Source organism: Phenylobacterium sp. (assembly GCF_036677185.1).
GTDB lineage: Bacteria > Pseudomonadota > Alphaproteobacteria > Caulobacterales > Caulobacteraceae > Phenylobacterium.
In genome coordinates this window covers 101,778-124,419 of the sequence record NZ_JAKFEN010000028.1, presented here as the reverse complement: position 1 = coordinate 124,419, position 22,642 = coordinate 101,778, and the positions used below count along the sequence as shown (strand labels likewise).

Sequence of the window (22,642 nt, the reverse complement as noted above, 5' to 3'; positions counted from 1 at the left end):
ACATGGAGGGCCATAGCTGCCGCTAGCGCAGCGGGGAGGTCTCAGAATGAAAAAATTGTCGCTCTGCGCGAGCACGGCTGTCCTTGCGCTTACCGTCGGTGTCATGGCGTCGAGCCCTGCGTGGGGCCAGTCCAGCTCAACCGAGCCCGCGGCGACGGCCGTCGAAGAAGTCGTCGTCACCGGCTCGTTTGTTCGCGGAGCTGCGGAGCAGACGGCGCTTCCCGTGCAGGTCCTGGGTCAGCAGGAGATCGCCAACCAGGGCACGCCCTCGACGGTCGAACTCATCAAATCCATCCCGGCGACAGCCGGCGTATTCGGCGAGGCCAATACCTATGGCGCGGGCCGCGTCGAGGGGCAGTCGAACATCAACCTTCGGGGTCTGGGTCCCGCGCGCACCCTCGTGCTCCTGAACGGGCGACGTCTCCCGGATTCCAGCGGCAGCACGGTCGCGGGAAGCTACATCGACGTGAACATGATCTCCCCCGCGGCCATCGGCCGGGTGGAGGTCCTCAAGGACGGGGCGGCGGCCACCTACGGCTCCGACGCCATCGGCGGCGTGGTGAACTTCATCACGCGCTCGAACGTGCGCGGGCTGGAGATCGGCGCCGACTACTCCCGCATCAACGGCTCCGAAGGAGACTGGACCGCGCGCGCCATCTACGGCGCGGGCGGCGAGGCCTGGGACGGCTTCGTCGCGGTGAGCTATCAGCACCGCTCCCAGCTACGCTCCACCGACCGGGGCTTCGCCACGCCTCCCTTCTCCGGGCAGGCCGAAGCCAAGGCGGCCTACCTCTACAATCCCCAAGGGGGATGGTCGACGGCGGCCAATCCAGGCACGTACATCGGCGGCAAGGCGTTCAACGCCAACTTCCTCGACCCGGGTTGCCCAGCCGTCGGCGGCGAGCTGCAGATCAGCGCCACCCAGTGCCTGCTCCGCTTCGCCGACTATGCCAACCTCGTGGAAAAGCAGAACCTGTATCAGGGCTACGCGGAGTTCAACTACGACTTCAACGCCGATACGCGGCTACACGTGGAAGGGCTCTACGGCGCGACTGAGGTGTTCCACATCGCCCAGTCGCCCTCCTACGGCCCGAACCAGTTCCCCACCACCCTGGTTTCGCCCGTGCCGAACCAGTACTTTATCCCGGCCTCCAATCCGGGCCTGAGGACGCTGCTGGCCCTGAACCCGAGCGTGGCCGCCGCCAACCCGATCGCCGCCACCACCGGGGTGCTCGCCCATCCGTTCTTCTCCCGGCCGTTCGGCGCGGGCGGCAATCCGCTCTACGGTTCGGCGCAGGAGAACCGTCGCTACGCCAAGGAGTATCGCCTGGCCGCCAGCCTCAGAGGCAGGTCGGACCGGTTCGGCGGGGTCGGGTGGGATGTCGGAGCGACCTACGGCCACTCGTCGTATGATTCGATAAACCCCGACTTCCTGGTCGACCGGGTCGAGCTCGGCTACCGCGGCTTGGCCAGCAAGGCCGGCGCAGCGCCGTGCGACATCGCCCTGGGCTCGCCCGGCGTCGGGGCCTGCTACTACGTCAATCCGTTCTCCACGGGCGTCGCCGCGAACGCGATCACGGGCCAGGCGAACCCGCAGTTCGCCGCCGCGGTGGCGCTGGACCCGCGCGTCCTCAACGACCCGCAGGTCGTGCAGTGGCTGTATGGCGAGGACTCGCAGCGGACGAAGACGTCGAACAATCTCCTGGTCCTCGATTTCGTGCTGGACGGCGAACTCCCCCTCAAGCTTTGGGGCGGCCAGGTCGCCTGGGCCGCGGGGTATCAGTACCGGGAAGCGACCTACAAGACCCGCGGCCTGGGCTTCTCGAGCAACGACCAGTTCCCCTGCATCGACAGTGTCATCAATGGCTCGACGGGTTGCGCGGCGCGCAACGGGCCGTACAGCTTCTATGGCAACTATCCCACCTTCGATCTGACCCAGAAGACGCACGCTGCGTTCGCGGAGCTGCAAGTCCCGGTGACGGACGACATTCAGATGCAGCTTGCGATCCGGCACGAGGACAGCTCCGGCGGCAAGACGACCAACCCCAAGATCGCGGTGCGCTGGCAGGCGGCGCCCTGGCTCGCCTTCCGCGGTTCCGCTGGCAGCACCTTCCGCGCGGCGCCCGAAGTCAATCTGTCGCCGACCCAACTCAACACCTCGAACATCTTCGTCCCGCAAGTCGGCTCCTACCGGGCGGTCGAGGTCTTTGGGAACCCGGACCTGGAACCCGAGACCGCGGACACCTATAGCGTCGGCCTCATCGTGAACGCGGGGCCGTTCTCGGCGACGCTGGACTACTGGCGGTTCGATTTCTCCGATCCGATCACCATTGTGACCGGGACGCAGATCCTTGATGCGATCTTCCCGGCGGGACAGCCCAACCGCTGCGCAGACCCGGCGTATGCAGGCCTGGTGAGCCGCGTGACCTTCTCGGGCGCCTGCGCGCCGGCGGCGATCCTCCGGGCCCGGACCGGCGTAATGAACGGCTCTCCGATCAAGACCGACGGCATCGACCTGGGCGTGGACTACAGACTGACGGACGGGCCGTTCGGCGGCCGGGTCAATCTTGGCCTCGATGGCAGCTACACCCTGAACTACGAAGTCTCCGCCCTAGAGATGGACGGCGTCGCGGTCGCGCCGGCATACGAGGCGGCGGGCAAACTCAACTATCGGCTGCCGTCCAACTCGCTGCCGCGGCTCAAGGGATCGGCCTTCGCGGAGTGGGGCCGTGACGGGCACAATCTGCGCCTCACACTGCGCTATATCGGGCCCATGGACGATCAGCGGGCGGGCATCTTCACCTCCCCGAACAACGGTCAGGGCGCGACCACACGCGGCCAGAGAATCAAGAGCTTCGTTACGGCCGATATCGTCTACCGGCTGGATCTGCCCTCAGACACGACGGCGACCCTGGGGGTGATCAACGTCACCGACGAGGATCCGCCGTTCGCGCGGCTGGATTTCTCCTATGACCCGGCGACGGCCAACCCGCTCGGCCGGGTGATCAAGCTCGGGGTGACCAAGCGCTTCTAGAGCCAGTTGCGCGGGCCGCGAGCAGACCGGGTAGTGCGGGCAGACCTTCCGGGTCACCCGCCAACGGGAGCGCTGGCGGCCCCCTCCCCCATGCTCCGCATTGGCCAAAGAAAAGGCCCGCCGCCCTGGGGCGGCGGGCCTTTTCGCCGAGGGCAGGCGCCTCAGACCAGCGCGGCTTGGCGCGGTTGGGCCAGGGCTTCGATCCTGCCGTCCAGCGCTCCAGCAAGGCGACCGCGGATGATCGCGTCGGCCTCGGCCATGATCCGGTCGATGAGCGCCTGGACGGTGGGGAGGTCGTTGATCAGACCCACGACCATGCCGCAGGACCAGGCTCCAGCGTCCATCTCGCCGCGCTGCATGACCGCCGGATAGACACCGGCCACTTCAGGGGCGATGTCCTCGAACGTGATGGCCGCGCCCAGGGCACGCTCCTTCTCGAGCAATCTCGTGACGCCGGCGTTCTTCAGCACCCGCTCGGTGTTGCGCAGCGGACGCATCACGATGCGCGTATCGAGCTCCGAGGCGGCAAGGATGGCGTCTTTGACGTTCTGATGGACCGGCGCGTCCTTGGTGGCCAGGAACCTCGTGCCCATGTTCATGCCCTCAGCTCCGAGGGACAGGGCGGCGACTAGTGAGCGACCGTCGGCCATGCCGCCAGAGGCCACGAAGGGGACCTTCAGTTCCTCAGCGGCGCGCGGCAACAGGATGAAGTTGGGGACGTCATCCTCACCCGGGTGGCCGCCGCACTCAAAGCCATCGACGCTCACCGCGTCGCAGCCGATCGCCTCGGCCTTCAGCGCGTGACGCACCGAGGTGCATTTGTGGATCACCTTGATCCCGGCGTCCTTGAGGGCCGGCAGCCACTGTTGGGGATTGTTGCCGGCTGTCTCCACCGCCTTGATACCGCTCTCGATGATCACCCTGACGAACCCGGGATAGTCGGGGGGCGTCACCGAAGGCAGAAACGTCAGGTTCACGCCGAACGGCTTGTCGGTCATCTCCCGACAGCGGCGGATTTCCTTGTCGAGGTTCTCGGGCGTGCCCTGGGTCAGGCCGGTGATAAGGCCCAAGCCGCCGGCATTGGACACCGCGGCCGCCATCTCGGCGAACCCGACCATGTGCATGCCTCCCTGTATGATCGGATGCTCGATGCCGAAGAGGTCGGTGATCCGGGTTCTCATGGTCGCTTCCTTTCGTGTCGTTCGGCCTTGGCCTGACGAGGGTCGCAATCCACCATTGGCTACGACCTGAGTGAATGCTATTTTTGAACGCACTTGCGGAAAGGATCAAGGCCTCAGCTCGAAAGCGCCGCGCTTCGAGCTAAAGCGCCCGCTCAACCCCTAACTCAGAACCGCCAAGCGCACATGGTTGATCCTAAAATCGAACTCATCCAAAAGACCGTTGCCCGGACCGCGGGCGAGATCCCTCCGATGCCAGGCGGCGAGCCTCTCGAGCATTGGAACCATCGCGCCCGCAGGCCGGCGGGCCTGAGCGAAAGTCGTTTTTATGCGTAGGGTTGTTGTCACAGGCTTGGGCGTCGTCTCGCCGCTTGGCTGCGGAACCGAACTGGCGTGGTCCCGGCTCCTGGCAGGCCGGTCGGGAATCCGTAGCATGCCGCTGCGGCCGGGGTCGCCGACAAGCTCCCGGCTGCCCCTCGTGGCGGGGACGGTCCTCGGGCGCGACGAAGACCCGCAGGGCGGTTTCGATCCCGAGACCGCCGCCAGCGCGCGCGACCGACGCAAGATGGACCGTTTCGTCCAGTTCGCGCTCGCCGCGGCTGACGAAGCCATTCGCGCAGCCGGCATCCTGGATCGCGGCCAAATCGATCATGCTCGGGTGGCGACGGTCGTCGGCTCCAGCCTTGGCGGATTGGAATCCATCGTCAACGCGGCCCGACCCAGCGTGGATCAGGAGCCTCCACGGCTGTCGCCCTTCGCCTTGCCCACCTTCCTGGGAAGCATGGGGGCTAGCTGGGTATCAATCCGACACGGCTTCAAGGGTCCCATTGGCGCGCCGGAGGGCGCGTTCGCGGCCGGTCTCCAGGCTCTGGGCGATGGCGCGCGCTTGATCCGCGCCAACGAAGCCGACGTGGCCATCTGCGGCGCCTCGGAAGCCTGTCTTCATCCTTTGGTGTTCGGCGCGTTCGGCGCCGCCCGCGCCTTGGCGACCGGTTGCGAACTCCACCCCGAAGCGGCGTCACGCCCTTTCGACGCCAGCCGAGCGGGGTTCGTCCTCGCCGAGGGGGCGGCCATGCTGGTGCTCGAGGCCCTGGACCATGCCGAAGCCAGGGGGGCACGACCTCTGGCGGAACTCGTCGGCTACGGGAGCAGCGCGGACGCGCATCACATCACCGCGGCGCCTGCGGATGGGGAAGGTGCGCAGCGCGCCATGCGCCTCGCCCTGGCGCAAGCGGGCGTGACGCCGGTCGAGGTCGGCTACCTCAACGCCCATGCGACCTCGACGCCGATGGGCGACGCCTGTGAGCTTCGCGCCATTCAGGCGGTGTTCGGGGATGCCCGCGTCGCCGTCGGAGCCACGAAGTCGGCGACCGGCCACCTACTGGGCGCGGCGGGCGCGCTGGAAGCGGCTTTCACCGTGCTTAGCCTGAGAGACCAGCACCTGCCGCCAACCTTGAACCTGGTCGAGCCGGACGCAGCGGCCACAGGGCTGGACCTGTTGCAGGCCGCCCGTCGGGTCGATGGGCTCACCCATGCCATGACCAACAGTTTCGGGTTCGGCGGCGTGAACGCCAGCGCCATTTTCTGCCGCTCTCCGAACTGACTGCGTTCTGGTGATGAACTCCGGGTCACCGCTCGACCCACGGCCCATACGCCCCATCGCAAGAGTAGCGTTGCAGATATTCTGGTGGAGAGTGAGTTTTTTTTCGACACCCCACTATGGTTTTTGCTTGACCGAACGTGACCGAGACGGCTTCTTTGAAGCAGCGGCCCTCCCATGCGAGGGGCCGGAATCTGGCCTCGATCGATCGGATACGAACCATGCCCCTTTGGAAGGTCTATCATCCGGTCGGAGCCTACACCCGTGAGGACAAACAGGCGTTCTCGGCGCACGTGACTGAGCTCTACGGACGGATCATGCCGAAATTCTATGTCGGCGTGGTCTTCCAGGAAGTCGCCGAGGATTCGTTCTTCATCGGCGGCGAGGCTCGGAACAACTTCGTTAGAATCTGGATCGACCATATCGCCCGCGCCTTCCCATCGCCCGAGGCGGCGATCGGTTTCGTCGACAGGGCCAACGAAGTCATCGCGCCCTGGGTGAAGGACCGCGGCTGGGACTGGGAATTCCACATCGACGAAACGCCCTTCGAAGCCTGGTCGATACAGGGGCATTTCCCACCCAGGCAGGGCACCGAAGACGAGCGGCGCTGGATGGAAGAGAACCGCGCCTCCCCCCGCACGCACGCCTGATCCCACCGTCCCCCGCTTCGACACGGACCGACCACTATGAGCACTGCTGGATCTGGCGACCTGACTGTCGTCACCGGAGCTTCCTCGGGCATTGGCGCGGTTTACGCCGACCGGCTCGCCGCCGAGGGCCGGGCGCTCCTCCTCGTCGCCCGCCGCCAGGACCGATTGGAACAGCTCGCGGCCGACCTGTCGTCGCGCCATCGAACGTCCGTTGAGACCATGGTCGTCGATCTCGAACAGCCGCAGGATCTGGCCCGTCTGGAAGCGCGCCTCGAGAGTGAGCGCGTTGCGATGCTGGTCAACAACGCCGGCGGAGGATCGCTCGGACCCACGGCGCGGAGCACAGCCGACCGGCTCGAGCGGCTGATCCGACTGAATATCGTGGCCCTAACTCGCCTCTCCGTCGCCGCCCTCTCGGGCTTCCGAGAGCGGAACGGCGGCACGCTCGTCAACCTGGGATCGATCGTCGCCCACGCACCGTCAGCGGGCGCCGCTGTCTACAGCGGCACGAAAGGATATGTGGCGAACTTCACGCGCTCACTGCAGCTGGAGTACGCCGACAGCGCGATCCGGATCCAACTCGTGATGCCAGGCCCGATCCGCACGGAGTTCTTCTCATCGCAGGGCATGAGCGACTCCGTGTTCCCGGACTCCAGCTTCCTCACGGCGGAACAGCTGGTAGACGCGGCCCTCGCGGGGCTCGCCGCCGGAGAGGCGGTCACGAGCCCCTCCATGCCGAATCCTGAAACCTGGGACGCGCTGGAGACCGCACGGCAGCAGTACCTGTCCTCGACGTTTTCGGGCCAGGTGGCGCAGCGCTATCGAGCTGCCGAACCGTTGCTCTAGCCGCGGCGGCCAGCTCGACGCTCCTCGGGATCAGGCGATGCTGGGCAGCGGCGCCTCGATGACCCGCGCCATCAGATCTCGCAGATCGGCCACCTCGCGCGCGCCCAGAGCCGACTCGAAGCCGTCCCGAGCCCGCCGCCACGCCGGATAGGCCGCCAGCAGCACGTCGTGGCCGCGGTCCGTGATGCTGACCTCGCGTACCCGGCGATCTGTCGCACTAACCTTGATCTCGACCCAGCCATCGCGTTCCAGGGGGCGGAGATTGTGACCGACCGTCGCTCGATCCATGGTCATGGTGTTCGCCAGTTGGGCCATGGTCATGGGACCTTCCGACCCCAGGAATCCCAGCAGGGTGTACTGAGTTGATCTGAGCCCAGTGTCGGCAAGGCACAGGTCGTAGTAGCGCGAGATGCGGCGCGCCGCCCGTCTCAGCTGACCGCACGCGCAGTGCCTCGGCAAGTCCGTGATTTCAAAGTCGCTCAGCGCCACGCTCGGAATTCCCAATCTCTGCCCAGGGGGCGGCCTCCGATGCTCCTAACACCGAAAGTGCGAAATGATGACCCCGTCAGCATATCAGTGTTGTTTCGATACTTACTCGATGATATGTCTCATATGCCCCTTTTAGGAGGGAACAGGTCGCCGGTCTAGAGCCGCCGCCGACGCGACAGCGCGCGCTGTCGCGGCAGGTCGGAGGAAGACCGGATCGAGATCAACGAGAAACGGCGAGGAAGACGACGATGGACGACGGCGCGATCAACTGGCGTGACGCTGCGCGGGCGGAAGCCTTTGCCCTGCCCCTGGAGCACATCGACCCCGTCGACAGTGACCTCTTCCGCAAGGGAACCTTCGAGTTCTACTTCGAGCGCCTGCGCGCCGAAGACCCGGTCCACTATTCGGACACGAACCCCGACGGGCCGTACTGGTCGATCACCAAGTACAACGACATCGTGTTCGTGGATACGAACCACGGCCTCTTCTCGTCGGAGCCGGCGATCACCTATCGCGATCCGGCGGCCGACTTCCCATTGCCCATGTTCATCGCCATGGATCCGCCGCGCCATCAGGAGCAGCGGATGGCGGTCGCGCCCGCGATGGCCGGGCCGAACCTCAAGGAACTGGAGCCCCTGATCCGCGGTCGGGTGGCGGCGATCCTGGACGGCCTGCCGCGAGGCGAGACCTTCGACTGGGTCGATCGGGTGTCGATCGAGCTGACATCCCAGATGCTGGCGACGCTCTTCGATTTCCCGTTCGAAGACCGACGTCGCCTGACCCATTGGTCCGACGTGGCCACCGCCGGCGATCTGGAGCGGAGCTACCAGCACACGGAGCTCACGGAGTGCGGCGCCTATTTCGGCCGACTCTGGAACGAGCGCGTGAACGCGCCGCCACGGGGCGACTTGATCTCGATGCTCGCACACAGCGAAGCCACGCGGCACATGACGCCGGAAGAGTTCCTGGGAAACACCGTGCTGCTGATCATCGGCGGCAATGACACCACCCGGAATTCCATGACCGGGGGTCTGCTGGCGCTGAACGAGAACCCCAAGGAGTACGACAAGCTGCTCGCCGACCCGAGCCTGATCCCGAACATGGTCTCGGAGATGGTCCGTTGGCAGACTCCCCTCGCCTACATGCGGCGCATCGCCACCCAGGATGTGGAGCTTGGCGGCAAGCTGATCCGCAAGGGCGACAAGGTCCTGATCTGGTACGTGTCTGGAAATCGCGACGAAGAGGTCATCGACCGGCCGAACGAGTTCCTGATCGATCGCCCCCGGGCGCGACAGCACCTTTCGTATGGCTTCGGCATCCACCGGTGCGTCGGCAGCCGGCTCGCCGAGATGCAGCTGAAGATCCTCTGGGAAGAGATCCTCAGCCGCTTCCCGAAGATCGAGGTCGTGGGCGAGCCGGTGCGCGTCGCCTCGTCATTCGCCAACGGATTCAGCCAGTTGCCGGTCCGCATCCCGCTCTAATCGCGGGTCCCTGGAAGGTCCGGTTGGCGCAAACGCCGATCAGCAAGCGCCTACCGGCGCCATTCCCCAGACTTCGAACTCATCATTGAAAGAAGCAGACCATGAGTGAAGCGCCCATTCTCGTAACCAGCGCCGGCGGCCAGACCGGCTCCATCGGACGAAGCATCGTGCGTGGGCTCCGCGCCCGCGGATTGCCCGTCCGCGCCTTCGTCCGCACCGACGACAGCCGCGCCCAGGATCTTCGCGAAATGGGCGCCGAAGTCTTCGTCGGCGATCTGTTGAACGCGCGCGACGTCACCCTCGCCGTCCGAGGGGTGAAGCGCATCTATTTCAGTATGAGTCTGAACCCCTACTATGCCGACGCGACCATCCTGATGGCGGCCGCGGCCGAGCGCGAGGGCGGCTGCGAGATCTTCGTGAACATGTCGGACGTCGAGCAGGACTATATGACCCTCGAAAACATGTCGCGGCCGGACGCTGAGCGCATCGCGATCCTGGGCGCGGACGTGCAGTGGTCGCCCCAGCAGTTCGTGCACTGGGCTGCGGAGCGCGCCCTGGACTGGTCCGGCCTCCCGGTCTGCCACATCCAGGCCGCCATGTTCGTCGAGAACCCGATCACGCTGTGGATGCCGGCGGCGACCATCAAGGAAGATGACACCATTCGGCTGCCGTTCGGCGACGCCAAGACTGCGCCGGTCGCCACGGTTGACGTCGCCGACGTCTGTATCGCCGTCCTCGCCGAGCCCAAGGGCCATGAGGGCACGGCCTACAAGCTCACCGGCCCCGCGCGGAAGAATTGGTACGAGTTCGCGGAAGACTTCTCGGCCGCGCTTGGACGCAAGATCACCTATGAGCCGAACACGATGGACGACTTCAGAGCTCTGCTGCACAAGCTGGCGCCGCACCTGCCCCAACACCCCGCGCTCCACCTCGAAAACCTGGCCCTGCAGAATGGCGGGGACAGGTACATCGCCGAGGTCACCAACGATGTCGAACGTCTGCTGAAGCGACCGGCGACGTCCCTGCGGGCGGTGATCGAGGCGGAGACCTGGCGGTTCGAGAAGGATGCTCCCGATCAGCTGCAGCACCGCGACCTGAAGGGCTTCGACCGCCGCCTCGCCGTCGCAACCTAGTCCTAGTCTCCCCCGTGGCCGGTTCTTTTCGAACAGGCTGAATGGCGAACTCCCATCCAATAGGGGCATATGCCCTGATTGGATGGGCTTTGTCGGCGGATCATCACACCGACCGCAATGCGCGCCGCAAGGACGCCGCGGCCAGAGCCAAGCGCCTCGCACCCCCCGCATGAGGTGGTCGGGGATCCAAAAAAAGAGCGAGCCGGGCAGCCGGCCATCATCGAAGGGAAGAACTTCACCATGCGCAGCGGACACCCGGCGACATCACCGAATTCCTGGTCGGATCTCGACCGGTCAGGTCGAAGCGAGGGGGCGCAGCGAAACCGCCACAACGGGTGGGAGCGCACAGCCCGAGCGAGCTTGGCCGGCGTCTCGGCGGCGTTGATTGCGCCAGCCGCATTCGCTGCCGAGGGCATCCCGCCAGCCGGCCACACCATTGAGGAAATCGTCGTCACCGCCCAGAAGCGGGAGGAGGGTCTCAACAGCGTCCCGATGTCGGTGTCGGCGGCGACGGGCGAGCAACTCGCCCGGAAGGGCGTCGACGAGCCGCGCGACCTGGTGAAGATCGTCCCCGGCCTGACCTACGCCGACTCCTACACCGCGTCGCCCATCTACACGCTGAGGGGGATTGGCTTTAGCGACACCAGCCTGGGCGGACGGCCCACGGTCAGCATGTACGTGGATGAGGCTCCCCTGCCCTTCCCCGTGGAGACGCGGGGCGCGAATCTCGACCTGGAGCGCGTCGAAGTCCTGAAGGGTCCGCAAGGCACGCTCTTCGGCCAGAACGCGACGGGCGGGGCTATCAATTTCGTTGCGGCCAAGCCCACCGAGACCTTCGCCGCGGGCGTGGACGCCAGCTATGGCAGGTTCAACGCCGTCGATCTCAGCGGGTTCATCAGCGGCCCCATAGCGGAAACCCTGCGCGCCCGCGTTGCGCTCCAGACCACGCAGCGCGACGGATGGCAGAAGAGCTACACGCATGGTGGGACCCTCGGCCGCGAGGACTTCATCAATGGCCGCCTTTTGCTGGAGTGGACGCCAACCGACGCTCTCACCGCACAGCTCAACCTGAATGGGTGGATTGACGATTCGGACACCCAGGCCCCGCAGGTGACCGCGATCACGCCGTCTATCCCTCCGCTCGCGGCCTTCGTTCCCGCTATGCTCGCCTATCCGCTGTCCCCCAGGACGTCTCGCGCCGCGGATTGGGACCCGGCCGCCAACTACGATCGAAACCACAAGTTCTACCAAGCCAATCTGCGGCTCGACTACAAGCTGCCGTACGACCTCACCTTGACGTCCATCACCTCGTACAACCACTTCACCGGTCGTCAGCCTATCGAGGTCGACGGAACGCCTCTGCACAACATCGAGCAGGTGACTTACGGGCGGATTTCCGGGGTGTCTGAAGAAATCCGGCTGGCGGGCGAACTGGCTGGCCGAGGCCACTTCGTGGTGGGCGCCAGCGCGGCCTACGACAAGGTGTTCCAGAACGACGACACCGATCTCTCCTACAGCACCATCGCGTACTCGCTTACGCCTTTCGGCTTGCCGGTGTTCACAGGCTATAACGCCATCAGCCGCCAGCGGGCCCAAACCCAAGCGGTGTTCGCCAGCGTCGACTACGACCTGACCGAGACGGTAAGCATCAGCGGCGGCGCGCGGTACACGAAGAGCGACAACAAGTTCGAAGGCTGCACCGCTGACCGGGGCGACGGCAACACGCAGGCCGTGTTCGGCAACTTCTGGAACTTCCTGCGCTCGACGCAAGGCCTCCCGCCCAATCCGCCGATCCCGCCTGGGGGATGCGGAACCGCAAACGCCCAGTTCGTGCCTGGGATGATCCACAACAAGCTGAACGAGGACAACGTCTCCTGGCGCGCTGGCGCGGAGTGGAAACCCCAGGAGGGCGCTCTCGTCTACGCGAACCTCAGCAAGGGCTACAAGGCGGGGGGCTTCCCGATCCTGGGGGCGACCAGGAACCCACAATTCGATCCCGCGCGGCAGGAATCGGTGCTGGCCTACGAGGTGGGTTTCAAGACCGCGCTCCTCAGCCGAACGCTGCAGCTCAACGGCGCGGCGTTCTACTACGACTACCAGGACAAGCAGATCCTCGGGCGGGTCTTGGACCAGAATCTCGGTCCATTGCTTGCCTTGGTGAACGTCCCGAAATCCGACATCCGCGGGGCCGAACTGCAGGCGACCTGGTCGCCGATGCACGGCCTCACGATCAGCACGGGGGTCTCGTACATCAATTCACGGATTCTCGGCGGTTTCGTGAACTACGACCCGGACGCCGTCCTGGCCAACTTCGACGACGAGGCGTTCCCGAACACACCCAAGTGGCAGATCCTGTCGGACGTAAACTATGTCTGGTCCATCAACGACCAGCTGAACGGCGTGGTCGGCGGCGGCGTCACCTACCAGACCCGCTCGAACAGCCAGCTTGGCGAGCTGCCGAGCCTCGCGACGAAGGCGTACGCCCTCATTGATCTGCGGGTCGGCGTCGAGACCGTCGACGGCAGATGGCGGGTCTCGGCCTGGGGCCGCAACGTCGGGGACACCTACTATTGGTCCGCGGCCAATCGCAACATCGACGTCACGGTGCGGTTCGCCGGGATGCCGGCCACCTACGGGATTTCTCTCAGCCGTCGGTTCGAATGACCGACCCGCTGCGCCTGCCGAAGGCGCACTCGCGACCTTCGGCGGGACAGCTCCCCCTTCCAATCGGGGCCCTCCCCTTGCAGCCCCATGCTTCTGGAGTGACATGATGAAAGCCGCCGTCCTGCGCCAAATTGGCCAGCCCTTGCAGATCGAAGACGTCAGGATCGGCAAGCCCGGTCCGCACGAGGTGCTCGTCCGCACAGCCGCCGCCGGCGTCTGTCACTCGGACCTGCATTTCATCGAGGGCTCGTATCCCTATCCGTTGCCCGTGGTTCTCGGCCACGAGTCGTCGGGGGTTGTGGAACAGGTGGGTTCCGAGGTCCGCACGGTGAAGCCTGGCGACCATGTGGTCACCTGCCTTTCCGCCTTCTGCGGCCACTGCAATCACTGCCTGACCGGCCGAATGTCGCTGTGCGTCTCTCCGGAGACGCGACGCGACGACGACGCGGAGCCGCGGCTGGCCTCCACCACCGGTGGGTTGAACCAGTTTCTGAACCTGTCGTCCTTCGCCGAGCAGATGCTCATCCACGAGCATGCCTGCACGCCGATCCGCAAGGACATGCCCCTGGACGTGGCGGCGCTGCTCGGTTGCGCCGTGACCACGGGCGTCGGCGCGGTCATCCACACCTCCCGCGTTCGGCCGGGCGAGACGGTCGCGGTCCTCGGCTGTGGCGGCGTGGGCCTGGCGGCGGTCAACGGCGCGGCCATCGCCGGCGCCGGCCGGATCATCGCCATCGACAGACAGGCCAGCAAGCTGGAGCTGGCGCGCAGCTTCGGGGCGACGGACGTGATCAACGCCTCGGAGGGCGATGTCGTCCAGCAGGTCCGGGAACTGACCGGCGGCGGTGTCGAGCACAGCTTCGAGGCCATTGGCCTGAAGGCCACGACGGAACAGGCGTTCGCCATGCTGGCGCGCGGCGGCGTCGCCAACGTGATCGGCATGATCCCGGTGGGGACCAAGATCGAACTCGATGGCTACGAGTTCCTCGGCGAGAAGCGGATCCAGGGCAGCTTCATGGGATCCAACCGCTTCCCCGTGGACCTACCTCGGTTCGTCGACTTCTACATGCAGGGCAAGCTTCACCTGGATCAAATGATCTCCCGGCGCATCAAGCTCGACCAGGTCAACGAAGCCTTTGAGGAACTCAAGCGCGGCGAGCTCGCCCGCAGCGTCATCCTCTTCGACGCCTAGCCTCGCAGGCCAGCGGGTGCGGCGGGCCCTGAACCCCTGCCGCACCTGTCCAGCCCACCCGGATCCCTCCCCTCCCCGAACAGGAACGACCCTATGCCGCAGATCACCTACGTCGAGCACAGCGGCGAGGCGCACACCCTCGACATCGTCATCGGCCTCAGCGTCATGGAAGGCGCGGTCAAGAACAGCATCCCCGGCATCGACGCCGACTGCGGCGGCGCCTGCGCGTGCGCCACCTGCCACGTCTACGTGGACGAGGCCTGGCTTGGCGCCTTGCCCGAGAGGTCCCCGACCGAGGCGCAGATGCTCGAGTTCGCCGACGGCGCGACCTCCAACAGCCGTCTGTCCTGCCAGCTCAAGGTCACCGCCGCGCTCGACGGCCTTCGGGTGACCATGCCCGTGAGCCAGTAGCGCCGACGCGTTTCGGCCAACCCCCTTCAACCTGCGGGCGCCCGATCGGCCTCCCGCCTCCGCACCAGAGGCCTTAGCCATGAGAGACTATCGCAAGCACTACATCGACGGCGCGTGGGTCGAGCCGCTCGGCGGCGTTGCGCACCACATCATCAACCCGGCCACCGAAGCCGTCGTCGGACAGATCTCACTGGGGACGAGTGAAGACGTCGACCGAGCCGTGCAGGCGGCGCGACGTGCTTTCCAGACCTTCGCCCGGAGTTCTCGGGAGGACCGGTTGGGGCTGCTCAACGCCATCCTCGGTGGCTTTGCAGCGCGCCAACAGGAGCTGGCGGACGCACTGGTTGAAGAGCTCGGCGCACCCGCCAAGCTGGCCCTGGAGGCGCAGGTCGGGGCGGGGCTCATGCACCTCATGAACGGCATCGAGGCGCTGAAGACCTACGACTTTGATCATACGGCCAGCGCGCGGACCGCCGTGCGGCGAGAGCCGATCGGCGTCGTGGGCATGATCACGCCCTGGAACTGGCCGATCAATCAGGTGATGTGCAAGATCGTGCCGGCGATCGCGACCGGCGCCGCCATGGTGCACAAGCCGTCGGAAGTAACGCCCTTCACCGCCCATATCATCGCCGAGATTCTCCACGCGGCTGGCGTTCCGGCCGGCGTGTACAATCTGGTCGACGGCGATGGTCCGACCGTGGGCGCGGCGATCTCGGCGCACGCCGACGTCGACATGGTCTCCTTCACCGGATCGACACGGGCGGGGATTGACGTGGCCATCCGCGCGGCCAGCACCGTCAAGCGCGTTCACCAGGAACTCGGCGGCAAGTCCCCAAACATCGTCCTCGAGGATGCCGATCTGCCGCGGGCGATCGGCGAGAACATCTATCGCCTGATGATGAACAGCGGCCAGACCTGTCACGCGCCGACGCGGCTGCTGGTGCCTCAGGGAAGACTCGAGGAAGCCAAGGCGATCGCGGCGCAAGTGGTCGAGACACTCTCCGTCGGCGATCCAACAACTGGCGTCTACATGGGGCCGGTGGTCTCAGAAAGGCAGTGGACGCGGATCCAGACCCTTATCCGCCAAGGTGTCGAGGAGGGCGCAACCCTCGTCACCGGCGGTCCAGGGCGACCGGAGGGCCTCTCCAAGGGCTACTACGTCCGCCCCACCGTGTTCGCCGACGTCTCCAACGACATGACGATCGCCCGCGAAGAAATCTTCGGGCCGGTGCTGTGCATCATCGGCTACGGCGACGTCGAGGAGGCGGTCAGCATCGCCAACGACACGCCTTACGGCCTGGCCGCCTACGTGCAGGCCTCCACGGACGAGCGGGCGGAGGAGGTCGCCGCGCGGATCGAAGCCGGGATGATCTACATCAACGGCGCGGGCGAGGACTTCGCCGCTCCGTTCGGCGGCTACAAGACCTCCGGCAATGGCCGCGAGTGGGGCGAGGCCGCCTTCGGCGATTATCTCGAGACGAAGGCCCTGATCCATCGGCCTGCCGCTTAGGGCCGGCGCATCCACCCAAAAGCTACAGGAGCCCGCCCTCGGCGGCGCCCAGTGCGACAGGAGCCAGACATGGCCGGACTGAAAGACCACCCGATCGCCGAACGTATCCGGCTGAAGCCTCCGGGCCCGCCGCCGGTCGCCATGAGCATCGAGGCCCTCAAGGCGCTGACCATGGAGTGCGGCGCGGACGATTGCGGCGTGATCAGCTTCGACGATCCGCTGATGGAGGAGGAAGCCGTGCACGCCCGGCGCGCCTTCCCGGGGGCGCGGCTGGCGGTGTCCATCGTGTGCCGCACGCAGCGCTCCGCGATCCGTTCGCCCGTCCGTTCGGCGGCCAACAACGAGTTCCACAAGATCAGCCACGACGTGGACGACGTGGCGCGCGAGTTGGTGCGGCGACTTGAGGCGATGGGGATCTCGGCGATGAATCCGCCGATGGCCTTCCCCATGGAGTTTGATCACTATCCGGAGCGCGGTTGGGTCATCTCGCACAAGATCGTCGCCGAGGCGGCCGGCCTGGGCAAGCGCGGTCTCCACCGCAGCGTCATCCATCCCAAGTTCGGCAGCTTCATCTTGCTGGGCACGGTTCTGGTCGACCTCGACATCGAGGCTCCGGCGACGCCGCTCGACTACAACCCGTGCTTCGAATGCCGGCTTTGCGTCGTCGCCTGCCCCGTCGGCGCGATCAAGCCGGACGGGTACTTCGACTTCTCAACCTGCCTGAACCACAACTACCAGCAGTTCATGGGCGGCTTCACAAACTGGGTCGAGGACATCGCCGACGCCAAGTCGGCCAAAGAGTACCGGGAACTTCACCCGGTGGCCGAGACGGTGAAGCGGTGGCAGAGCCTGTCCTACGGTCCCAACTACAACGCCGCCTATTGCGTGGCGGTGTGCCCCGCCGGCGAGGAGATCATGGAAGGCTACCTCGCCGACCGGAAGGGCCACGTGGAGAAAGTCGTCAAACCGCTGCAGGACAAGGAGGAGCCCCTCTATGTCGTCCGGAACTCCGACGCCGAAAGCCATGCCGCCAGGATCTTCCCGCACAAGACCCTTCGGTATGTTCGCACCAGCGCCCGCGCGACGACCATCGGGGCGTTCCTCTTCGGGATCACGCTCAGTTTCCAGCGGGAGAAGTCCAAGGGCCTGAACGCCACCTACCACTTCGTGTTCACCGGAGAGGAGCCGGCCGAAGCCACGGTGGTGATCAACGACCGGAAACTGACGGTCACCCAGGGGCTGGTCGGCGACGCCGACCTGCGGGTCCAAGCAGACTCGAAAGCCTGGTTGCAGACGCTGGACGGCCGTCTTTCGGTCGTTTTGGCGCTCGCCCAGCGCAAGATCCGGCTGAAAGGTCCCCTGCGACTGCTGAAGGCCTTCGGCGCCTGCTTCCCCAGCTAGGGTCCGCTCTCTCTGCGATGCCGCGGCCCTAGGCTTCGGCGTCGCGATCCATCGACGAGTTCGAAAAACGTACGCACCAAGACACTTGGGATAGCCAGGGAACGAGGGTCCAGGCACTTGATCTGTGTCCCGAGCCGGGTCGAGCAAAACGGTCCCAACCAGAGAAGGATGGCCACATGGCGCTGCCGAATTCAGGGCTTTCGAACGACGAGGGCGTGACGCGACGGACGGTCGCCGCAAACGGTCTCGAGTTTCCCGTTCTCGAGGCCGGGGACGGCCCGCTGGTGCTTTGCCTCCATGGCTTTCCGGACCAGGCCCGCAGCTGGGCGCCGCTTCTGCGGCGCCTTGCCGGCGAAGGCTACTGGGCTGTAGCGCCGACGATGCGCGGATACTGGCCGGATGGCGCGGCGCCCGACGGCCAGTATGGCGGTTCGGCCCTAGGACAGGACGTGCTCGCGCTGATCGAGGCCCTTGGACACGATACGGCGAGCCTGGTGGGACACGACATCGGCGCGCGCGCGGCCTACTCCGCGGCCAGCCTGGGTCCGAACCGCATCGACAAGCTGGTGGGCATGGCGGTCCCCTACGGCCAGCAAGTCCTCACCGCATTTGTCGCCGACGGGGATCAGCAACGTCGGAGCTGGTACATGTTCTACTTCCAGACGCGTCTCGCCGAACTCGGCGTGCCGTTCGACGATTTCGCGTTCATCGACCGGCTCTGGCGCGAATGGTCGCCGAGCTACGTCCTACCCGATGGCGAGCGCGCCTTGCTGAAGGAGAGCCTCGCCAAGCCTGGCGTTCTGACTCAAGCATTCGGTTTTTACCGCCAGTTGTTCGGGCCGCCGTCAGAGGATCCCGCGATCCAGGCTCTGGAGGCGCGGGCGAACGGTCCGATCAACGCGCCATCGCTCTACCTGCATGGCGCCGAAGACGGCTGCATGGCGGCCTATCTCAGCGAGGGCATGGATGCGCTGTTCCCGAACGGCCTCGAACGTGTGGTCCTCCCTGGCGTCGGCCACTTCCTTCACCTTGAGCAACCAGACGAGATCGGCGACCGCGTCGTGCGATTCCTCGGGGGCTAGTGTCGCCCGGCTCCGCTCAGTCAGCCGGCGCTAGAACAAGGAACGGTTGAGCCGAACCTGGTCCGAGCGGTTGGCTCAGCATGACTTGGGTTGGCTGTGCGCCAGCCCTCGGCAAATCGTGGCCAGAGCCCTCCCAGCGGCGGCCCGCAGCCGTTCGGAGTCAATTGCTTGAAGAGGCTTGCTGGTTATCTCGAGTGCGAGCATCCCGTGCAGCATCGCCCAGAAGAGAACCTCGGCGAGCTGAGTGTCCGAAGGCGGCCGGACCCCTCCGAGCGCGCGCTCCGCGTTGCGGAACATGGACGCCCTCGCGCGGCTTACGGCGCTGACAAGCGCTGGATCTGCGCGCTGATCACTCGGCGGAAGCTCGAACATCAATCGGTAGGCGGAAGGGTGCTCCGAGGCGAAGGCGACATAGGCCTCGCCGACCGCATTCGACGCCCCGCTAGCGGAGGCGGAGTCGGCTGTCTCGAGCGCCTTGGCGAGCCGCTCGAACGCGCGCACCTGCAACGCGGTGACCAGGGCCTGCTTGCTCTCGAAGTAGCGGTAGGGGGTCATGGGACTGACTCCCAGCCTCGCCGCCACGGCGCGCATGCTGAGGGCTCCCCGTCCCCCCTCCGCGAGCAAGGCCTCCGCCGCGTGGCAGAGACGTGATCGGAAGTTTGCGATGTCTTCGTCAGTCAGGATCTGGGGCACCGGTCGCCCTTCCGGAGACGCTCTGCCATCAAGCCTCGCGGCGGAGAGCAGCGACGGCGCTTACTGACGAGTGAGTTCTAATTTCGCATTTTAGAACTCCAGACGCAACCTCCATGGGCGGACCGCTCGCAATTGACCGAGCTCTCGCGGGGGCGTCGGGAAACCCCATGCCTTGGCGGTTATCCAGATTGGCGGTCGACGCTCCCAGCGCCTGCGCTGTCGACAAACGCCTTCACCTCTGCGCGGACCGCCGCCCCGCGCCCGACCAGGAGGTGCCCGCCCGTGTCGTAGACGGCGAGCCGCGCGCCTGGAATCCGGTCCGCCGCGTACTGCGCCGCCGGCAGGGTGTTGAAGAGGTCGTCACGGGCCGAGACGATCAGGGTCGGCGCGGAGATCTGCTCAAGCGGCAGTTCGTGCAGATCCGGCGTGCTGTCGACATTGATGCCGCGATAGCGCTGCGACAGGGGTTCGACGCTCCGCACGATGTCCAGGACACGCCGCCGCTCGGCCGGCGACGCGGCCGCGACCAGCTCCGGCCGGACGCCGAGGAATCGGATGAGGATCGAGGGCGCCATCTTCATCGCGGCCCACCAGGCGAAGTCGCCACCGGCGTTGACCGCCCAGAAGGCGAAACGGCTGCCGCGGCTGGGTTCGATCGAAACGGGGCTCTCCGGCGCGTAGAGTCCGGGGACCATGAGGATCACGGCGGCGACCCGCTCGGGCCGCCGCAACGCCAGCTCCACCGCCGATCGGGCGCCCGCCGAGACGCCGAGGACGATGGCCTTGGGTATCGAGAGCGCCTCCAGCAGCGCCGCATGGGCCTCGGCTTGCGCCGCCGGCGAGGCGTCCGGCGGAACGGGCGTGCGGAGATAGCCGAACCGCGACGGCGCGACGATCCGGTAGCCATCCCCCACCAGCTCGGCGGCGTTGGCCAGTCCCTGGTCGAAGCCGCCGCCAGCCCCATGGATCGACAGCAGGACAGGACCGCCGCCCTGGTCGGCATATTCAATCGACTGGCTGGGAAGGCTCAGCAGCCGGCTCCGGTGGCGGACGCCGGCTCGGGCATGGCCAAGGTCCGCGCCGAAGCGCCAGGCGACGCCACCGAGCGCCGCCGTTGCGGCCAGACCGCCGATCAGCATCCTGCGGCTCGTCATCGCCGGCTCCTCGGCGGCCACCCGCGAGCGGATCCCGGCTAGGCGGACTTCTTCCGCTTGACACTCAGGATGGTGATCAGGGCGGCGGCCGCCGACAGCGCCGCCGCCGCCGTGGCGATCGGGTGCGCCTTGGCCTCGGCCACGGCTTTCTGCGCGACGTATTTCACTTCGGGCGACGCCTTGTCGGCGAGCGCCTCGGCGGCCAGGCGAAGGGCCTGAGCGGCCTGCGCCACCGCCTTCTCGGCGTCGTCACTCAGGCCGTCGGCGGCTTGCCGCAGCGTCTTGGCGACGTCCTCAAGGGTGTCCTCGAGCTCGTGCTTCACCTTGCGGGTCAGGGATTTCGTCATCGGCATTTCTCCTGTGGACATCAGACTGGCGCAGCAGCGGACGGCGCGCTTTGAGCGAGATCAACCGCGCGAGGCCGTCGGCGGCGAGGAAGACGGGGTCGAGGGCCGCGCTCAGGTCCGAGCACGGGCTTCGCGGAGGTGACGGCGTAGGGCCTCTGTATCGTCCTGTTTGCGCTCGTGCGGGTCGGTGACCTCCACCCGCGCGACCACCGCGGCGGGCAGCACGCTCCTCAGGGCTCCCAAGGCGTGCGGCGGGCCCATCAGCACGAGCCGGTCGAAGTCGCCGCGGCCGGCGCTCACCATGAGACGCGTCGCCACTCGCTTCATGAACCGCCGCTCGGCCTCGTGTTCCGGCGAGCGCTCGCCCGCGCCATGGCGACCCGCGCCGACGCGCTGATGCACAGTGGCCGCCTGACGGCGCCCGGCGCCGCGCTCGGCGTTGCTCGCGGTCATCCGCAGCTCCGGCAGTTCGCGCACCGCGCCGGCCCGCACAGGTTCGGAAAAGAACCGCGCCTCCACCGCGTCCGCCGTCACGATCCAAGTCACGCCGCCTTCGTCCATGCTGTCCTCCATAGGTCAGAGGCAATGTGCGCCGGCGCGGCGTCCGGCGCCGTGACACAGATCAAACGAAGGGGCCGGTCGCCTCCGTGCTGGTACCTAGGGGACGCTCCTGATTGTTCGGGCGGGGCGGCAGGGCGTAGCTCTTGGATTCTCGACGAGGAGCCTTCGATGACCCTGGCTTGTCCTTTGAGTGATCCCTGTCACGCCCATCTGGCTACGGCCCTCACCGACGCCTTTGACCGGCTCGGGGTGCGCATGCCTTTCCCTCGCAATGCGGAAATCGCCTGTGCGGTCGCAGGCGTAACGCCGGCCGCGACCTGGCAAGGGAGCCAACCATGACGAAGCCAAGTTCGTCACCGGCGCGGAGCGCGTGATCGACGGCGGCTATGCCCGACTGGGCGGCGCGCCGCCCCGCTGCCTCACCTGGAGGCTCTGCAGGTAGCGCAGGATCGAGTCGATCTCGTGCGGTTCGAACCGGAACTCGGGCATGTCCGGGTGGCCGGTGAGAATCCCCTCCGCCAGGGCCTCGCCCAGCACCTCCACGTCGTAGCGACGCCATAGGTCGCGGAGGGCCGGCGCGACGGGATTGGAACTGTCGTCCGCGCGCCCGACCGCGTGGCAGCGACCGCAGTTGCTGATCACGAGCTCGCGGCCGAGCTCCAGCGCCTCAAGGGGGTCGACGCCGGCCTCATCGGCTTGCGCAACGGCGGGCGGGGCGGCCCGGCGGAGCCCCTGCGGGCGGGAAGCGGCTCGGGACCCCTCGTGGGAGCGAGCACCTCGTTCCCCTAGGCTCTCGATATAGGCCACGATGTCACCGACCTCCTGGGCGCCCAGCTCTATCGGCGGCATGCCGTAGTGGCCCTGCCGCGTCAGGGCCGCGACCCGGCCCTCAAGCCCCGCCGTGTGCTGTATTTCTCGGCTGGCGAACGCCGCCGCCTTGGGATGTGGGCTGACGCCGCCCGGCTCCACCGCATGGCAGGCGGCGCAATGGCGCAGCGCCGCCAGGTGGCCACGCCCGGCCGGCGTCGGAGCCGCCTCGCGCGGCGCTTCAAAGAGCGCACAGCCCGTCGAGGCCAGGGACAAGGCTAGGGCAAGAATCAGACGGGCCGTTCGCATTGACCTCTCCCTGTCAGGCCCGCCTCGGCAAGCGGCCGAGTCCGCATTGGCGCCGGGCAACCTAGTCCGATCGTGACAGCGCGCCTTTGCGATGGCGCAA

At 66.7% G+C, this 22,642-nt stretch carries 19 protein-coding genes; 12 read left to right on the top strand and 7 right to left on the bottom strand.

From position 1 onward, the window contains the following. The first annotated feature begins 46 nt into the window (after nt 1-46). Complete coding sequence (locus V6M51_RS17575; RefSeq protein WP_332769247.1) at nt 47-3,034, top strand: TonB-dependent receptor domain-containing protein; 2,988 nt, start codon at nt 47-49, stop codon at nt 3,032-3,034. 161 nt (nt 3,035-3,195) lie between these two features. Here the strand turns inward: V6M51_RS17575 and V6M51_RS17570 are convergent, their stop codons facing one another. Continuing rightward, nucleotides 3,196-4,215, bottom strand: a complete 1,020-nt coding sequence (locus tag V6M51_RS17570; RefSeq protein WP_332769245.1) for an NAD(P)H-dependent flavin oxidoreductase — start codon at nt 4,213-4,215, stop codon at nt 3,196-3,198. 325 nt (nt 4,216-4,540) lie between these two features. On the opposite strand from V6M51_RS17570, the gene V6M51_RS17565 reads away from it, so the two are divergent. From V6M51_RS17565 to V6M51_RS17555, 3 genes are all read left to right on the top strand, one after another. Further along, nucleotides 4,541-5,815, top strand: coding sequence for a beta-ketoacyl-ACP synthase (locus V6M51_RS17565; RefSeq protein ID WP_332769243.1), 1,275 nt, complete (start codon nt 4,541-4,543; stop codon nt 5,813-5,815). A 218-nt stretch (nt 5,816-6,033) separates the two neighbouring features. Continuing rightward, nucleotides 6,034-6,462, top strand: a complete 429-nt coding sequence (locus V6M51_RS17560; protein ID WP_332769241.1) for a tautomerase family protein — start codon at nt 6,034-6,036, stop codon at nt 6,460-6,462. 36 nt (nt 6,463-6,498) lie between these two features. Further along, nucleotides 6,499-7,308, top strand: coding sequence for an SDR family NAD(P)-dependent oxidoreductase (locus V6M51_RS17555; protein WP_332769239.1), 810 nt, complete (start codon nt 6,499-6,501; stop codon nt 7,306-7,308). 30 nt (nt 7,309-7,338) lie between these two features. Here the strand turns inward: V6M51_RS17555 and V6M51_RS17550 are convergent, their stop codons facing one another. After that, complete coding sequence (locus V6M51_RS17550; protein ID WP_332769237.1) at nt 7,339-7,767, bottom strand: MarR family winged helix-turn-helix transcriptional regulator; 429 nt, start codon at nt 7,765-7,767, stop codon at nt 7,339-7,341. A gap of 278 nt (nt 7,768-8,045) precedes the next feature. On the opposite strand from V6M51_RS17550, the gene V6M51_RS17545 reads away from it, so the two are divergent. From V6M51_RS17545 to V6M51_RS17510, 8 genes are all read left to right on the top strand, one after another. After that, nucleotides 8,046-9,278 (top strand): cytochrome P450, encoded by a 1,233-nt coding sequence (locus V6M51_RS17545; protein WP_332769236.1) that lies wholly within the window; start codon nt 8,046-8,048, stop codon nt 9,276-9,278. Between the two features lie 101 nt (nt 9,279-9,379). Then, complete coding sequence (locus V6M51_RS17540) at nt 9,380-10,411, top strand: NmrA family NAD(P)-binding protein (protein ID WP_332769234.1); 1,032 nt, start codon at nt 9,380-9,382, stop codon at nt 10,409-10,411. 360 nt (nt 10,412-10,771) lie between these two features. Further along, nucleotides 10,772-13,075, top strand: coding sequence for a TonB-dependent receptor (locus V6M51_RS17535; RefSeq protein WP_332769232.1), 2,304 nt, complete (start codon nt 10,772-10,774; stop codon nt 13,073-13,075). 106 nt (nt 13,076-13,181) lie between these two features. Further along, on the top strand, nt 13,182-14,267 hold the full coding sequence (locus tag V6M51_RS17530) for a Zn-dependent alcohol dehydrogenase (protein ID WP_332769230.1): 1,086 nt from the start codon (nt 13,182-13,184) through the stop codon (nt 14,265-14,267). Between the two features lie 93 nt (nt 14,268-14,360). Then, nucleotides 14,361-14,678, top strand: a complete 318-nt coding sequence (locus V6M51_RS17525; protein WP_332769229.1) for a 2Fe-2S iron-sulfur cluster-binding protein — start codon at nt 14,361-14,363, stop codon at nt 14,676-14,678. 79 nt (nt 14,679-14,757) lie between these two features. Continuing rightward, entirely contained in the window at nt 14,758-16,188 is a 1,431-nt protein-coding gene (locus V6M51_RS17520) for an aldehyde dehydrogenase family protein (RefSeq protein ID WP_332769228.1), read from the top strand. Between the two features lie 69 nt (nt 16,189-16,257). Beyond that, the gene (locus V6M51_RS17515) at nt 16,258-17,589 is read left to right on the top strand and encodes an SCP2 sterol-binding domain-containing protein (protein ID WP_332769226.1); all 1,332 of its coding nucleotides are present in this window, start codon (nt 16,258-16,260) and stop codon (nt 17,587-17,589) included. 176 nt (nt 17,590-17,765) lie between these two features. After that, complete coding sequence (locus V6M51_RS17510; protein ID WP_332769224.1) at nt 17,766-18,671, top strand: alpha/beta fold hydrolase; 906 nt, start codon at nt 17,766-17,768, stop codon at nt 18,669-18,671. Between the two features lie 75 nt (nt 18,672-18,746). Here V6M51_RS17510 and V6M51_RS17505 read toward each other — a convergent pair whose 3' ends face one another. The 5 genes from V6M51_RS17505 to V6M51_RS17485 all read right to left on the bottom strand — a co-directional run bounded on the left by V6M51_RS17505 (nt 18,747) and on the right by V6M51_RS17485 (nt 22,542). After that, complete coding sequence (locus V6M51_RS17505; protein WP_332769222.1) at nt 18,747-19,364, bottom strand: TetR/AcrR family transcriptional regulator; 618 nt, start codon at nt 19,362-19,364, stop codon at nt 18,747-18,749. A gap of 179 nt (nt 19,365-19,543) precedes the next feature. Beyond that, nucleotides 19,544-20,518, bottom strand: a complete 975-nt coding sequence (locus tag V6M51_RS17500; RefSeq protein WP_332769220.1) for an alpha/beta fold hydrolase — start codon at nt 20,516-20,518, stop codon at nt 19,544-19,546. Nucleotides 20,519-20,556: 38 nt separating this feature from the next. Beyond that, nucleotides 20,557-20,865, bottom strand: a complete 309-nt coding sequence (locus V6M51_RS17495; protein WP_332769218.1) for a hypothetical protein — start codon at nt 20,863-20,865, stop codon at nt 20,557-20,559. 111 nt (nt 20,866-20,976) lie between these two features. After that, nucleotides 20,977-21,426 carry a host attachment protein gene (locus V6M51_RS17490; RefSeq protein ID WP_332769217.1) on the bottom strand — a complete coding sequence of 150 codons (450 nt, stop codon included), beginning with the start codon at nt 21,424-21,426 and terminating at the stop codon, nt 20,977-20,979. Nucleotides 21,427-21,810: 384 nt separating this feature from the next. Beyond that, complete coding sequence (locus V6M51_RS17485) at nt 21,811-22,542, bottom strand: c-type cytochrome (RefSeq protein WP_332769215.1); 732 nt, start codon at nt 22,540-22,542, stop codon at nt 21,811-21,813. Nucleotides 22,543-22,642 lie beyond the last annotated feature (100 nt).